Here is a 15,066-nt window from a genome sequence, read left to right on the forward strand (position 1 = left end):
GCGTGGAGACCTTGCTAGAACGCTGGTGTGAAAGTCGTCCCTGGTGTCGGCTGGTCTGCGGGGGGCTGGGTATTCTCCTGATGGGCCTGACAGCATGGGGTGTATTGCTCCGGCCAGCAGAGAGGCAGTGTGCGGATCAGCGGCAGCAGTTGAGCCAGGCGGCGCGGACTAACGCGTCGCTGTGGCCCACCGCCAGTCAGGTGCCGTTTAGCCCGCAAACCCGGACGGCACTGGAGATAAAGCCCTTTTCACCGCTCGATTTTCAGGGGGAGGGTACAAGGCTCCTTCACTGGAAGCCGTTGCAAAACGGCGGTGAACTGGCGCTGGAGGCGCAGTGGCAGGCGATCCCGCCTCTTTTTTCCCGGCTGGCGCAGCGGGATGTGCGGGTCGCTGCTTTCACGCTTGCGCCACAAAGTACGGCGTTACGCCTGAGGCTGGAGCTGGAACATGCGAAATAGCGCGAGATACCTGCTGGTTTGCTCGGCGCTGCTGTTGACCGGCATGCGCGATCCGTTTCGCCCGCCGGACGACCCCTGCGCCACAGCCGAGCTGGCACAGTGGCACTACCGCGGAATGGTGGGAGGGCAGCAGCGCGTTGGTATTTTGCTGGATGGGCAACGGCGCTGGCATCGTCTGAAAGAGCACGATCGTTTCCCGGCGGGCTGGCGGATAACGGCCATCAATGAAACGGAACTGGTTGTTGATGTGGGTGACACATGCGATCCCGAAGAATGGGCGTGGCAACGAGAAGGAAAGGATAAAAATGAAGTTAAGGATAGTGCTGTTGCTGCTGGCGTTCAGCCGCCCGCTGTGGGCAGTCGCGCCAAAGCCGGTCACGCTGGTGGTGGATGACGTGCCGGTGGTTCAGGTGCTACAGGCGCTGGTTGCGCAGGAGAACCGTAATCTGGTGGTATCGCCGGATGTCGGCGGCACGCTCTCGCTTAACCTGACGCGCGTTCCCTGGCGGCAGGCGTTACAGACGGTAGTCACCAGCGCCGGACTCGTTTTACGAGAGGAGGGCGGTATTTATTATGTCCATACCGCGGCCTGGCAGCGTGAACAGCGGGAACGTTTAGAGCAGGAGCGAGCGCGTCGACAGCTTGATGCTCCGCTGGTCTCGCACAGCATCCCATTTTCTTATGCGGATGCCGGAGAACTGCAAAAAGCGGCTGAAAAGCTCCTGAGCCCAAAGGGGAGTTTATCTGTCGACAAACGCACCAACCGTCTACTGGTCAGGGATAGCCAGGCGGTGCTGGAGGCGCTGCAGCAGTGGGCGGCTCAGATGGATATTCCCGTCGAGCAGGTCGAACTGGCGGCGCACATTGTCACCATTAATGAAAAAAGCCTGCGAGAGTTGGGGGTGAAGTGGAATCTTGCCGAGGCCACTGAGGCGGGCAAGGTTGGACAGCTAACGACGCTTGGCAGCGATCTTTCCGTGGCCAGTGCTACCACGCATGTGGGGTTTAATATCGGGCGAATTAACGGCAGGCTGCTGGATCTGGAGCTCTCTGCGCTGGAGCAAAAACAGCAGGTCGATATCATTGCCAGCCCGCGGCTGCTGGCCTCGCACATGCAACCGGCCAGCATTAAGCAGGGGAGTGAGATCCCGTATCAGGTTTCAAGCGGTGAAAGCGGGGCGACCTCGGTGGAGTTCAAAGAGGCGGTACTCGGAATGGAGGTCACGCCGGTAGTACTGCCCGGCGGGCGCGTGCGCCTGAAGCTACACATCAGTGAAAACATGCCGGGACAGGTGCTGCAGCAGGCCGATGGCGAAACGCTTGCCATCGATAAGCAGGAGATAGAAACCCAGGTGGAGGTAAAAAGTGGAGAAACGCTGGCGCTGGGGGGAATTTTCTCGCAAAAGAACAAAACCGGCAGTGACAGCGTGCCCGGGCTTGGGAGCATCCCCTGGCTGGGACAGCTTTTTCGCCATGATGGAAAAGATAATGAGCGGCGTGAGTTAGTGGTGTTTATTACGCCACGTCTGGTCGGTATTCACTAACGGGTAACGATCCCCGCAATGATTTTGCATTCAGTTTGTTGCAGATGTTTGACGTGGGGCATGAATTAGCATACAAGGAGTACCGATTTGAGTTGGACTTACGTCTTATTACCTTATGCGTCCGGCGCGGTGATTTAATCAGTTGCCAAACAAGCCGGAGTATTGAGATAATTTTTAGTCTGACTCTCGCTCTATTGCATATGAGGTTTCAGTTCATGTCCTGCTACGCCGGGTGTCTGCGAAGCGGGGATTACCATTAACGAATAGTCTTAGTAGTACCGATAAAATGGCAGAGAAACGCAATATCTTTCTGGTTGGGCCTATGGGTGCCGGCAAAAGCACTATTGGGCGTCAGTTAGCTCAACAACTCAATATGGAATTTTACGATTCTGATCAAGAGATTGAGAAACGAACCGGAGCTGATGTGGGCTGGGTTTTCGATGTAGAAGGCGAAGAAGGTTTCCGTGACCGAGAAGAAAAAGTGATCAACGAACTCACGGAAAAACAGGGCATCGTACTGGCAACAGGCGGCGGCTCTGTGAAATCTCGCGAAACCCGCAACCGTCTCTCCGCCCGTGGCGTAGTGGTCTATCTTGAGACGACCATTGAGAAACAGCTGGCACGTACGCAGCGCGATAAAAAGCGCCCGCTGCTGCAGGTTGAAACGCCACCACGCGAAGTTCTGGAAGCGTTGGCCGACGAACGCAATCCCCTGTATGAAGAGATTGCCGATGTGACCATTCGTACTGACGATCAGAGCGCTAAAGTGGTTGCAAACCAGATTATTCATATGCTGGAAAGCAACTGATTCTGGCTTTATATACACTCGCCTGCGGGTAAAAGCATTAAAGGTGGATGTCGCGTCATGGAGAGGATTACAGTTACTCTCGGGGAACGTAGTTACCCTATCACCATCGCGGCTGGTTTGTTTAACGACCCAGCTTCCTTTTTACCACTAAAAGCGGGTGATCAGGCGATGCTGGTCACCAATGAGACGCTGGCTCCGCTTTATCTCGACCGCGTGCGCCACCTGCTTGAGCAGGCAGGCGTAAAAGTCGACAGTGTGATTCTGCCCGATGGCGAGCAGTATAAAAGCCTGACGGTACTCGATACCGTCTTTACCGCATTGCTGCAAAAACCGCACGGTCGCGATACAACACTGCTTGCCCTGGGCGGCGGTGTTGTGGGCGATCTGACCGGCTTTGCGGCCGCAAGCTATCAGCGTGGCGTCCGTTTTATTCAAATCCCGACCACGTTGCTGTCTCAGGTCGACTCCTCTGTCGGTGGCAAAACGGCAGTCAACCATCCCCTCGGCAAAAACATGATTGGCGCGTTCTACCAGCCTGCGTCGGTGGTGGTGGATCTCGACTGCCTGAAAACCCTGCCGAAACGCGAGCTGGCCTCTGGCCTGGCTGAAGTGATCAAATACGGCATTATTCTGGATGGCGAGTTCTTTAACTGGCTTGAAGAGAATATGGATGCGCTGCTGCGCCTGGATGAGGCGAAACTGGCATACTGCATTCGTCGTTGTTGTGAGCTGAAAGCAGAAGTTGTCGCGGCAGACGAGCGTGAAACCGGCTTACGTGCTTTACTGAATCTTGGGCATACGTTTGGCCACGCCATTGAAGCCGAAATGGGTTACGGCAACTGGTTGCACGGTGAAGCCGTCGCGGCTGGCATGGTCATGGCAGCCCGCACCTCTGAACGTCTTGGGCAGTTTAAACCGGAAGAGACGGCACGTATCATTGCGCTACTTGAACGTGCAGGTTTGCCGGTAACCGGGCCGCAGGAGATGTCGGCGCAGGCGTATTTACCCCACATGATGCGCGATAAAAAAGTATTGGCAGGTGAGATGCGTCTTGTACTCCCGCTTGCAATAGGGAAGAGTGAAGTGCGCGGCGGAGTGTCGCACGATGTCGTTCTTGGCGCCATTGCTGATTGCCAGCAGGCGTAACAACTAGAAAGGTCAGGCCACTGTTATCGGTGGTCGTTTAGCTTCAGGCGAAATGCAAAGACGTAGGCATAAGCCTTTGAGTGGGGTGTTAAATGGATGAATTCAAACCAGAAGACGAGCTGAAACCCGATCCCAGCGATCGTCGTACTGGTCGTTCTCGTCAATCTTCAGAACGTGATAACGAGCCGCAGATCAACTTTGACGATGTTGATCTGGATGCAGACGATCGTCGCCCTTCGCGCAGCCGCAACGCGCGTGATGAGCGAGAAGAAGAGGATTATGAGTCCGAAGAAGATTCAATGGACGAACAGCCTGTAGAGCGTCGCCCGCGTAAACGTAAAAAAGCCGCTGCGCAGAAACCGGCCTCCCGTCAGTACATCATGATGGGACTTGGCGTTCTGGTGCTTGTGCTGCTGATTGTTGGCATTGGCTCTGCGCTGAAAGCACCGTCCACCAACTCAACCGAACAAACCGCCTCCGCAGAGAAGAGCATCAACCTCTCCGGTAATGATGCGACGGATCAGGCGAATGGTGCACAGCCAGCGCCGGGCACCACTTCCGCTGAGCAGACTGCCAGCAACACAACGACGCCGCAGGATGTTTCTCTGCCGCCCGTTTCATCAACGCCTGCTCAGGGCCAGGCACCTGTCACGCCCGAAGGCCAGCAGCGTGTTGAAGTTCAGGGAGACCTGAACAATGCGCTGATGCAGCCGCAAAACCAGCAGCAGGTTGATAACGTTGTGGTTAACTCTACGCTGCCAACTGAACCTGCAACCGTCGCGCCGATCCACGGTGCTACCGCGCAGCCGCAGACGGCAGCAACGGAAACTAAACCGCGCCAGACGCAAACTGCGACGCGTCCTGAACGTAAGCAGGCGGTCATTGAGCCGAAGCGTGAAACCAAGCCTCAGGCCGTGGTAAAAGCGCCTGAAGTGAAAGCCGCACCGGCACAGCCGAAACGCTCTGAAACGGCTGCCGTGAGCGAGCCGGCCAAAGCGCCAGTCACGCAGACTGCGCCGAAAGCGACGGCAACCACAACGGCACCTGCTGCCACCGCTGCGCCTGCCGCAACGGCGACGGCTTCCAGTGCTGCAGCAGGTAAATCAGCTGGCAACGTCGGTTCGCTGAAATCTGCACCGTCCAGCAACTACACGCTGCAGTTGAGCAGTTCGTCTAACTATGACAACCTCAACGGCTGGGCGAAGAAATCGAATCTGAAAAACTACGTGGTTTATCAGACAACCCGTAACGGACAGCCGTGGTACGTGCTGGTGAGCGGTGTGTATGCTTCTAAAGATGAAGCGAAGCGCGCCGTGGCGACACTGCCAGCAGACGTTCAGGCGAAAAACCCGTGGGCGAAGCCGATTCATCAGGTGCAGGCCGATCTGAAGTAATGTTTAAAGCGCAGGATGCTGTCGGAGCTTTCTCCACAGCCGGAGAAGGTGTAATCAGTTAGTCAGCATGAAAAAAAATCGCGCTTTTCTGAAATGGGCAGGGGGGAAATACCCCCTGCTCGATGATATTAAAAAGCACCTGCCAAAAGGCGAGTGTCTTATCGAGCCCTTCGTGGGTGCGGGATCGGTGTTCCTGAACACCGATTTTTCTCGTTATATCCTGGCGGATATCAACAGCGACCTTATCAGCCTTTATAACATCGTTAAGCTGCGTACCGATGAGTATGTGGAAGAGGCGCGCAAGCTGTTTACGCCAGAGAACAACAGCCCTGACGTTTACTATCAGTTCCGCACGGAATTTAATCAGAGCCAGGATCCGTTCCGCCGCGCGCTGCTGTTCCTTTACCTCAACCGTCATGGTTACAACGGCCTGTGCCGGTATAATCTGCGCGGCGAATTTAACGTGCCGTTTGGTCGTTATAAGCGCCCGTACTTCCCGCAGGACGAGCTGTATCATTTTGCGAAGAAAGCGCAGAATGCAGAGTTCCACTGCCTCTCCTATGAAGAGTGCATGGAACTGGCAGGCGTAAACTCGGTGGTTTACTGCGATCCGCCTTATGCGCCGCTGTCTGCGACGGCGAACTTCACCGCCTACCACACCAATAGCTTCAGCCCGGCCGAACAGGCCCGCCTGGCGGAGATGGCGGAAAAACTGGTCAGCAAAAGAATTCCGGTGTTAATTTCAAATCACGATACCCCTGATACGCGCGAATGGTACAAAGCCGCGAAGCATTTTCAGGTTAAGGTGCGGCGTAGCATTAGCAGCAACGGCGGCACACGTAAAAAGGTGGACGAACTCCTGGCTCTTTATCGCCCCTGAGCCGTTTTGCCCGCCGGTAAACACATTTCAAGGAGATGCGGATGAAACAGTTTTTGATTGCCCCCTCAATTCTGTCGGCCGATTTTGCCCGCCTGGGTGAAGACACGGCGGAAGCTCTCGCAGCTGGCGCAGATGTCGTCCATTTCGACGTTATGGATAACCACTACGTTCCCAATCTGACCATCGGTCCGATGGTGCTCAAGGCCCTGCGTAACTACGGTATTACCGCACCGATCGACGTTCACCTGATGGTGAAGCCTGTCGACCGCATCGTGCCTGACTTTGCCGCAGCGGGCGCCAGCATTATCACTTTCCATCCGGAAGCCTCCGAGCATGTTGACCGCACGCTGCAGCTGATCAAAGAGAACGGCTGTAAGGCGGGGCTGGTGTTTAACCCGGCAACACCGTTGAGCTATCTCGATTACGTGATGGACAAGCTGGACGTGATTTTGCTGATGTCCGTCAACCCGGGCTTTGGCGGCCAGTCGTTCATCCCTCACACGCTGGATAAGCTGCGCGAAGTGCGCCGTCGCATTGACGAGTCTGGCTATGATATTCGTCTGGAAGTGGACGGCGGTGTGAAAGTGAATAATATTGGCGAAATTGCGGCAGCGGGCGCGGATATGTTCGTTGCAGGTTCGGCAATTTTCGACCAACCGGATTACAAAAAAGTCATTGATGAAATGCGCCGCGAGCTGGCGAAGGTAAGTCATGGATAAATTGCAGGCAATTCGGGGTGTGGCATTCGACCTCGACGGCACGCTGGTGGACAGCGCGCCGGGCTTAACGAGCGCCGTCGATCAGGCGCTGTATGCACTGGAACTGCCCGTTGCGGGCGAAGATCGTGTGATTACGTGGATTGGCAACGGTGCCGATGTCCTGATGGAGCGGGCGTTGACGTGGGCTCGTCAGGAACGCGCGTCGCAGCGTTCCGCGCAGGGGAAACCAAGCGTCGATCACGCCGATATCCCGCAGCATGAGCAGCTGCGTATTCTGCGCAAGCTGTTCGATCGCTTCTATGAAGAGGCCGTCGAGGAGGGGAGCTTCCTGTTCCCGGACGTCCAGGAAACCCTGAGCGCGCTGCACGCAAAAGGCATCCCGCTGGGACTGGTGACCAACAAGCCGACGCCGTTTGTTGCGCCGCTGCTGGAAGCGCTCAATATCGCGAAATATTTCTCCGTGATTGTAGGCGGGGATGACGTGCAGAACAAAAAGCCGCATCCGGAGCCGCTGTTGCTGGTGGCAGGAAAATTATCCTTAACGCCTGCGGAGCTGCTCTTTGTCGGGGATTCGCGTAATGATATTCTGGCTGCCCGAGCGGCGGGGTGTCCTTCCGTCGGTTTAACCTATGGCTACAACTACGGTGAGGCCATTACGCTGAGTGAGCCGGATGTTGTGTTCGACCACTTCAAAGATTTGTTGCCCGCACTCGGGCTTTCGCACAGTGAACATCAGGAATTGAATAATGACTAAGCCCATCGTTTTTAGTGGCGCACAGCCTTCAGGTGAATTGACCATTGGTAACTACATGGGTGCGTTGCGTCAGTGGGTCAGCATGCAGGATGACTACCATTGCATTTACTGCATCGTAGATTTGCATGCTATCACCGCGCGTCAGGATCCTGAGAAGCTGCGCAAAGCCACCCTGGACACCCTGGCCCTCTATCTGGCCTGCGGTATCGATCCTGAAAAGAGCACCATTTTCGTTCAGTCTCACGTGCCGGAGCATGCGCAGCTGGGCTGGGCGCTGAACTGCTATACCTATTTCGGCGAGCTGAGCCGCATGACCCAGTTCAAGGATAAGTCTGCCCGCTACTCTGAAAACATCAACGCTGGCCTGTTCGACTATCCGGTGTTGATGGCGGCCGACATCCTGCTGTACCAGACCAACCAGGTGCCGGTGGGTGAAGACCAGAAGCAGCACCTGGAGCTGAGCCGCGATATCGCCCAGCGCTTCAATGCGCTGTACGGCGACGTATTCAAAGTGCCAGAGCCGTTTATTCCTAAATCCGGCGCGCGCGTGATGTCGCTGCTGGAGCCGACCAAAAAGATGTCCAAGTCTGACGATAACCGCAACAACGTTATCGGCCTGCTGGAAGATCCGAAATCGGTGGTGAAAAAGCTCAAGCGTGCGGTAACCGACTCCGACGAGCCGCCGGTAGTGCGCTACGACGTGCAGAACAAAGCGGGCGTCTCCAACCTGCTGGACATTCTCTCCGGCGTAACCGGACAGAGCATCCCTGAGCTGGAAAAACACTTCGAAGGCAAGATGTACGGCCACCTGAAAGGCGAAGTGGCTGATGCCGTTTCCGGTATGCTGACCGAGTTGCAGGAGCGTTATCATCGTTACCGTAACGACGAAGCTTTCCTGCAAAAAGTGATGAAAGAGGGCGCAGAAAAAGCCAGCGCGCGCGCGTCCGAAACCCTGAAAGCGGTGTACGAGGCGATTGGGTTTGTGGCGAAACCTTAAGCCGCTACCCGACAAATACGGACTCAATAAAAAACCGGGAAATCCCCGGTTTTTTTACGCCTGAAAAACGCTTACTGCTGTGCCGCCGGGCCGCAACCGCCGATGATCTTCGAAATGGAGATCGCCGGGTGCAGCAGGTAATCGTAGCTGCAGTTATTTTTAGTATTTTGAACGTGACCGGTGCAGGCGGTCAGAGTCGATAACAGGCCAACCAGAACGGCGGCTTTTGCCAGCTTGAACATACGCATTCCTTGTCTAAAAATCTTAAATTGGATGTAACACGAGGGAATAAATGGAAAAGTTCCACTATGCGAGCGGTATGTTATCGACTGGGGTATGAAGGGAGTAGTCCGCTTAAGGACTACTCGAAGGGGGGAGAATATGCGTTAGTGATTCGAGAACCAGTTCAGCTTATCGCGCAGTTCAACCACGCGACCCACCACAATCAGCGCCGGGCTTTGAACCTGCTGCGCCAGCTCGCCCAGCTGCGTCAGCACTCCATCAACCACGCGCTGCGTAATGGCGGTACCGTTTTCTACCAGCGCGACCGGCATATCTGCCTCCATGCCGTGTTCCAGCAGTTTCGCCTGGATGGTGGCGGCCTGGTTCAGCCCCATGTAGAACACCAGCGTCTGCTTTTCAGCAGCCAGGTTATGCCAGTCCAGCTCGCTGCCGGTTTTCAGGTGGCCCGTCACCAGACGCACGCTCTGGGCGTAGTCGCGATGGGTCAACGGAATGCCTGAGTAGGCTGAACAGCCGGACGCCGCCGTTATGCCCGGCACCACGGAGAACGGAATGCCTGCATTGCACAGGGTTTCCAGCTCCTCGCCGCCGCGGCCAAAGATAAACGGATCGCCGCCCTTGAGGCGCACCACGCGTTTTCCCTTTTGCGCTTCACGCAGCAGGATCTGATTAATCTCCTCCTGCGGCACGCAGTGGTAGCCTGCCCGTTTACCGACGAAGACGCGGTCGGCGTCGCGGCGCACCAGGTTCATGATGTCATCGGAGACCAGGCGGTCATACACCACGATATCCGCCTGCTGGATCTGCTGGAGCCCTTTCAGGGTCAGTAAACCCGCATCTCCCGGACCAGCCCCGACCAGCACCACTTCACCACGGTGATCCAGCGGCTCGCTCAGCAGCTGCTCGGTCGTCTCTTCAACCGCTTTCGCGTCCTGATTCGCCAGCGACTGCGCCAGCCTGTCGTTAACGAAAAATTTCTCCCAGAAGCGACGACGCTCACCCACGGTTGAGAAGGTTTGCTTCACGCGGGAGCGAAGTTGCCCGGCGTAGTGGGCTATCTGGCCGAGATGCTGCGGCAAAATAGCTTCCAGTTTCTCCCGCAGCAGGCGGGCAAGTACGGGCGAGCGGCCGCCGGAAGACACCGCGATCATCAGCGGTGAACGGTCGATAATCGACGGCATGATAAAGCTGGCCTCTTTCGGCGCATCCACCACGTTGCAGAAGATCCGGCGCGCTTCGCAGGCGTCGCTGACGCGCTGGTTCACTTCATCGTCATCCGTCGCGGCAATCGTCAGCCAGCAGGTATCCAGCAGGGACTCATCAAACTCCCCCTGCACCAGCGTGAGCATCCCTTCCTGAGCCCAGACGTCAAACTGCGGAGCGAAGGTGAGGGCATTGACGGTCAGTCGGGCTCCAGCATCCAGCAACAGGCGCGCTTTGCGTTCAGCCACATCGCCGCCGCCTACAAGCAGGCAGTCGCGATGGCGTAATTGACAAAAAATCGGCAGGTGGTCCACGACGTTACCTCACAGCATTCAAGGAGGGGGTAAGAATTGACGTCAGGATAACAGCAGGAATCGTACAGAACATACGGTTTTTCCTGCCGTTACCCATAAGGGGTCATAAGCCTTTCCTATTGGAAAGGCGGAGGGTTACGCTTTGAGCTGCACCTTGCCGTCCTTCACGCGGGCGTCGTAGTGCTTCACGGAGAAGCTTTCATCTTCCATGCAGTGCCCGTCGGTTAAGCGGAAACGCTGCTTTTTCAGCGGGCTGGCGACCCACAGCTCACCCTGGTGTTCAGCAATCAGACCGCGGGAGAGCACGCTGGCATCAAAGAACGGATCGATATTGCTGATGGCAAAGACCTGTTCATCGTGGCGAGGGCGGAAAATCGCCACCTGCTCGTTACCCAGCAAGGCACAGACGCCGGTTGCTGGCAGAATGTCGTTAATGTTGCAGATGTTTACCCACTGGCTCATGCGTTTTCCTCCACCAGCATCACCGGAATGCGTTCATACGGGGTTGCAGGACGATGCTGTTCGCGCTCCGGCACCACCTGCACGTTCGGGTCGCGCTGGGTGCTGTTGATAAAGTGTTTGAAGCGCGTCTGCGCCGCCGGGGTGTTGACGGTTTCGGTCCACTCGCAGATCACCGCCTCGCGCAGGCGAGCCATCTCGGACTCAAGCTGTTCGTTCAGACCCAGCTTGTCGTCAATGATGACCGACTTCAGGTAGTCGATACCGCCTTCCAGGTTATCGAGCCAGGAAGCGGTACGGGTCAGCTTATCGGCGGTACGAATGTAGAACATCATGAAGCGGTCGAGATACTGGATCAGCGTGTCGCGATCGAGATCCGCCGCCAGCAGGTCGGCGTGGCGTGGTTTCATCCCGCCATTGCCGCACACGTACAGGTTCCAGCCTTTCTCGGTGGCGATGATCCCTACATCTTTACCCTGCGCTTCCGCACATTCACGGGTACAGCCGGAGACGCCGAACTTCATTTTGTGCGGGGTACGGATGCCTTTGTAGCGGTTTTCCAGCTCGACGCCGAATCCCACGCTGTCGCCCACGCCGTAGCGGCACCAGGTGCTGCCCACGCAGGTTTTCGCCATACGCAGCGCTTTGGCATATGCGTGACCGGTTTCGAAGCCCGCTTCAATCAACTGACGCCAGATTTCCGGCAGATCATCCTTCTGCGCGCCAAACAGGCCGATACGCTGGGAACCGGTGATTTTGGTGTACAGATTAAATTCACGGGCGATACGGCCCACGGCGACCAGCCCTTCCGGGGTGATTTCGCCACCGGCGGAACGCGGAATGACGGAGTAAGTACCGTCTTTCTGGATGTTCGCCAGGAAGTTATCGTTGGTGTCCTGCAGCGGCGTGTGTTCTGGTTTGAGCACGTACTCATTCCAGCAGGACGCCAGCAGGGAGCCGACGGTCGGTTTACACACTTCACAGCCGTAACCCTGGCCGTGTTTCTCCAGCAGTTCGTCGAAGGACTTGATGCCTTCCACGCGGATCAGATGGTACAGCTCCTGGCGAGAGTAGGCGAAGTGCTCGCACAGGTTGTTGTTCACTTCGATGCCCTGTTTCGCCAGTTCAGCGTTCAGCACCTGAGTCACCAGTGGAATACAGCCGCCGCAGCCGGTACCGGCTTTGGTTTCGGCCTTCAGCGCCGCAACGGTGTGGCAGCCTTTGTTGATGGCGGAGATCAGCATGCCTTTGGTGACGTCGAAGCAGGAGCAAATCTGCGCGCTGTCCGGCAGTTTATCTACGCCGATAGATGGTTTACCGCTGGAGGCGTGCGCCGGCAGGATCAGCGCGTCCGGGTTTTCCGGCAGCTCAATGGCGTTCAGCACCAGCTGGAGCAGGTTACCGAAGTCGCTGGTATCGCCCACCAGCACCGCACCGAGCAGGGTTTTGTTGTCCTGGCTGACGATAAGGCGTTTGTAGACCTCTTTGCTTTCGTCCAGATAGACGTAGCTGCGGGAGTTCGGGGTGCGGCCATGCGCATCGCCGATACCGCCTACGTCCACGCCCAGCAGCTTCAGCTTGGCGCTCATGTCTGCGCCGGTGAAGGCGTTTTCGCTGCCGAGGATATGGTCCACGGCGACCTGCGCCATTTTGTATCCTGGTGCCACCAGACCGTATACCCGGTTATTCCAGCTGGCGCACTCGCCAATGGCGTAGATATCCGGATCGGAGGTCTGGCAGGTATCGTTAATCATGATCCCGCCGCGCTGGGCTACGGCCAGGCCGCACTGCGTGGCGAGCTTGTCGCGCGGACGAATACCGGTGGAGAAGACGATGAAGTCCACTTCCAGCTCGCTGCCGTCGGCAAAGCGCATGGTTTTACGCGCCTCTGTGCCTTCCTGCACGATCTCTTTGGTGTTCTTGCTGGTGTGAACCTTCACACCCATGCTTTCGATTTTACGACGCAGCTGGTCGCCGCCCATGTGGTCCAGCTGTTCCGCCATCAGCATCGGGGCAAATTCGATAACGTGGGTTTCAACGCCGAGGTTTTTCAGCGCGCCTGCCGCTTCCAGGCCCAGCAGGCCACCGCCAACAACCGCACCGCGTTTGCTTCGACGTGCGCAGGATTCAATGGCGTTGAGGTCTTCAATTGTACGGTAAACGAAGCAATCCTGGGTTTCCGACCCTTTAATCGGCGGGATCCACGGATACGAGCCAGTCGCCATGATCAGCTTATCGTAAAAAACCGTACGCCCGGCGCTGGAGTGGATCACTTTCTCCTGACGGTTGATGGTGATAGCGCGTTCGCCCACCAGCACTTTTACGCCATGCTTCTCGTAGAAACCTTCGCGCACCAGAGAGAGCTCTTCGGCGGTATGGTGAGAGAAGTAGGAAGACAAGTGCACACGGTCGTACGCCTTGCGGGGTTCTTCACAGAACACGGTAATATCGAACTGGTCAGCATCGGCTTTATCGAGAAGATCCTCAATAAAGCGGTGGCCGACCATGCCGTTACCGATGATAGCGAGTCTGACTTTGCTCATTTTTGCCTCGATTTCTTTTCTATTACTGCCTACCTTAACGATTCAGCAGGGGCACTTATTGATGCAAATCAAATACGCCTTCACCTACCCCTTAGTGGGTATATGTATGATTTGTCAGGTTTTTTATAAGTAACGGATATTGTTTGATTTTTGTGCTTGCTTGTTTTTCGCACAAATTTGAGGGTTTTTTTACGAATCGGCAGTCAGAGCGGGTAAGCAGGGTAAAACCCCTTTGCGTTCTGCAAAGGGGTTTTGACGATTAGTGGGTAGCCGTTGCCGTATTGTGCTGGCGGTGACGGGTCACGAAGCCCAGAATGAAACACATGATAAACACCACGGCATACAGACCGTTAGCGGTGTGCAGCGCGGCCAGCGGGCCGCTGTGCGCCACAATCGGGCCCGTGACCACGAAGGTCAGCATGGTGCCGATGGTGCCGCAGGTCAGCACGAAGTTCACCAGCTTTGGCGAAGCCACTTTGGTCTGCAGGGAGCCCAGGGTGATGATTGAGGTGTAAATCGCGCTGGAGAAGAAGCCCAGGGTCAGGATGAACCATGGCATATGCTCCGGGGAACCGTTGATGAACAGATACATCAGCACGGTCGCCAGACCCGCCAGGACGGTCAGAATACGTTGCAGGTCGAAGAAGCGCAGGATGAAGCTAAAGGCCCACATGCCGAACATGTAAGACATCCAGAAATCGCTCACCAGTTTGCCCGCGTCGTTCAGGCTCATGCCCAGACCTTTGGCGTATTCAGGTACCCACGAGATAAAGCCCAACTGACCAAGGATGTAGCACAGAGCGGCAATGGAGAGGAACAGCACGCCGATACCCCATTTTTCCTTCGCCACCGGCTCTGAGGTGGTCTGCGCTTTTTTGCCCAGCACCGGGAAGTCACAGCCGAAGGTCAGAATGAAGATCGCGACATAGACCAGACCGATACAGGCGTATACCCAGTACCATTCAATGCTGCGCGCGAGCAGATACGCGGCGACCATCGGGAAAATCATCCCGGCCATGCTGAAGAAGGAGTCGGTAAACAGCAGGCGCGCGCCGCGCTGGCGGCCTTCATACATGTGCGTAATAAGGAACGTACCGATCGACATCGTGATCCCGCTGACAAGGCCCAGCACGAACATGGCGGCGGAGAACAGGGCGATGCTGTGGCTCAACATCAGGCCCGCCACGGCGGCAACCATCAGCACGAAGCCGAAGCGCAGCTGGGTTTTCAGCGGGACGATTTCCATCAGCCAGGCATTCAGGAAAATTGAGATCAGGATCCCCGCGTTGAGGAAGGTGAAGGTGTTACTCATGCTGGAAACGGGCAGCTGGAAGTAGTCTGCGATATTTCCCATCACCATCCCGGTGACGATCACCAACGCGCCGGTCAGAGCGTAGGAGAAGAAGCTTATCCATGTGAGCTTGATGCGATTGCTGTTAGTCATGTCTGGCCTGTTCAGAAAAAGAAAAGCGCCGGGAGGGCGCTGAGAGCGGGCAGATTTTAGTCGCTAAAGTGATCTATTCCTATCTTTTAAGGGAAATGAATATGCCATTGCAGGTTTTAGTGTGATATGAATCACACTAAATGGCGGTATAACCAATCGT

General features: G+C 56.3%; 15 protein-coding genes. 10 read left to right on the forward strand and 5 right to left on the reverse strand.

The features are described from left to right. Window positions 1–2 precede the first annotated feature (2 nt). The 10 genes from IM284_RS02670 (at window position 3) to trpS (ending at window position 8,700) form a co-directional block, all read left to right on the forward strand. Window positions 3–458 carry a hypothetical protein gene (locus IM284_RS02670; RefSeq protein WP_047367192.1) on the forward strand — a complete coding sequence of 152 codons (456 nt, stop codon included), beginning with the start codon at window positions 3–5 and terminating at the stop codon, window positions 456–458. After that, on the forward strand, window positions 448–852 hold the full coding sequence (locus tag IM284_RS02675; RefSeq protein ID WP_045259352.1) for a HofP DNA utilization family protein: 405 nt from the start codon (window positions 448–450) through the stop codon (window positions 850–852). The genes IM284_RS02670 and IM284_RS02675 overlap by 11 nt, the downstream gene beginning before the upstream one ends. Then, window positions 764–2,002: a DNA uptake porin HofQ gene (gene hofQ, locus IM284_RS02680; RefSeq protein ID WP_047367191.1), complete on the forward strand. Its 1,239-nt coding sequence runs from the start codon at window positions 764–766 to the stop codon at window positions 2,000–2,002. Before IM284_RS02675 ends, hofQ begins: the two co-directional genes overlap by 89 nt. 286 nt (window positions 2,003–2,288) lie before the next feature. Next, entirely contained in the window at window positions 2,289–2,810 is a 522-nt protein-coding gene (gene aroK, locus IM284_RS02685; RefSeq protein WP_003861630.1) for a shikimate kinase AroK, read from the forward strand. A 57-nt stretch (window positions 2,811–2,867) separates the two neighbouring features. After that, complete coding sequence (gene aroB / locus IM284_RS02690; protein WP_041911921.1) at window positions 2,868–3,956, forward strand: 3-dehydroquinate synthase; 1,089 nt, start codon at window positions 2,868–2,870, stop codon at window positions 3,954–3,956. Between the two features lie 92 nt (window positions 3,957–4,048). Next, on the forward strand, window positions 4,049–5,350 hold the full coding sequence (gene damX, locus IM284_RS02695; protein WP_047367190.1) for a cell division protein DamX: 1,302 nt from the start codon (window positions 4,049–4,051) through the stop codon (window positions 5,348–5,350). Window positions 5,351–5,417: 67 nt separating this feature from the next. Continuing rightward, a complete protein-coding gene (gene dam / locus IM284_RS02700) occupies window positions 5,418–6,230 on the forward strand; it encodes an adenine-specific DNA-methyltransferase (RefSeq protein WP_028014659.1) in 813 nt (270 codons plus the stop codon). Window positions 6,231–6,271: 41 nt separating this feature from the next. Then, window positions 6,272–6,949, forward strand: a complete 678-nt coding sequence (gene rpe / locus IM284_RS02705; protein ID WP_023333698.1) for a ribulose-phosphate 3-epimerase — start codon at window positions 6,272–6,274, stop codon at window positions 6,947–6,949. Beyond that, complete coding sequence (gene gph, locus IM284_RS02710; RefSeq protein ID WP_047367189.1) at window positions 6,942–7,703, forward strand: phosphoglycolate phosphatase; 762 nt, start codon at window positions 6,942–6,944, stop codon at window positions 7,701–7,703. The genes rpe and gph overlap by 8 nt, the downstream gene beginning before the upstream one ends. Further along, complete coding sequence (gene trpS, locus IM284_RS02715; protein WP_023298773.1) at window positions 7,696–8,700, forward strand: tryptophan--tRNA ligase; 1,005 nt, start codon at window positions 7,696–7,698, stop codon at window positions 8,698–8,700. Before gph ends, trpS begins: the two co-directional genes overlap by 8 nt. A gap of 71 nt (window positions 8,701–8,771) precedes the next feature. On the opposite strand, the gene IM284_RS02720 is transcribed toward trpS, so the two are convergent. From IM284_RS02720 to tsgA, 5 genes are all read right to left on the reverse strand, one after another. Then, window positions 8,772–8,942 carry a YhfL family protein gene (locus tag IM284_RS02720; protein ID WP_008503029.1) on the reverse strand — a complete coding sequence of 57 codons (171 nt, stop codon included), beginning with the start codon at window positions 8,940–8,942 and terminating at the stop codon, window positions 8,772–8,774. 144 nt (window positions 8,943–9,086) lie between these two features. Further along, window positions 9,087–10,460, reverse strand: a complete 1,374-nt coding sequence (gene cysG, locus IM284_RS02725; protein ID WP_047367188.1) for a siroheme synthase CysG — start codon at window positions 10,458–10,460, stop codon at window positions 9,087–9,089. Window positions 10,461–10,595: 135 nt separating this feature from the next. Continuing rightward, window positions 10,596–10,922, reverse strand: coding sequence for a nitrite reductase small subunit NirD (gene nirD, locus IM284_RS02730; protein WP_047367187.1), 327 nt, complete (start codon window positions 10,920–10,922; stop codon window positions 10,596–10,598). Then, entirely contained in the window at window positions 10,919–13,462 is a 2,544-nt protein-coding gene (gene nirB, locus IM284_RS02735) for a nitrite reductase large subunit NirB (protein WP_028014653.1), read from the reverse strand. Before nirB ends, nirD begins: the two co-directional genes overlap by 4 nt. A gap of 259 nt (window positions 13,463–13,721) precedes the next feature. Further along, window positions 13,722–14,906 carry an MFS transporter TsgA gene (gene tsgA / locus IM284_RS02740; RefSeq protein ID WP_028014652.1) on the reverse strand — a complete coding sequence of 395 codons (1,185 nt, stop codon included), beginning with the start codon at window positions 14,904–14,906 and terminating at the stop codon, window positions 13,722–13,724. Window positions 14,907–15,066 lie beyond the last annotated feature (160 nt).

It is taken from the genome of Enterobacter cloacae complex sp. P12RS (genome assembly GCF_014895875.1).
GTDB lineage: Bacteria > Pseudomonadota > Gammaproteobacteria > Enterobacterales > Enterobacteriaceae > Enterobacter > Enterobacter bugandensis.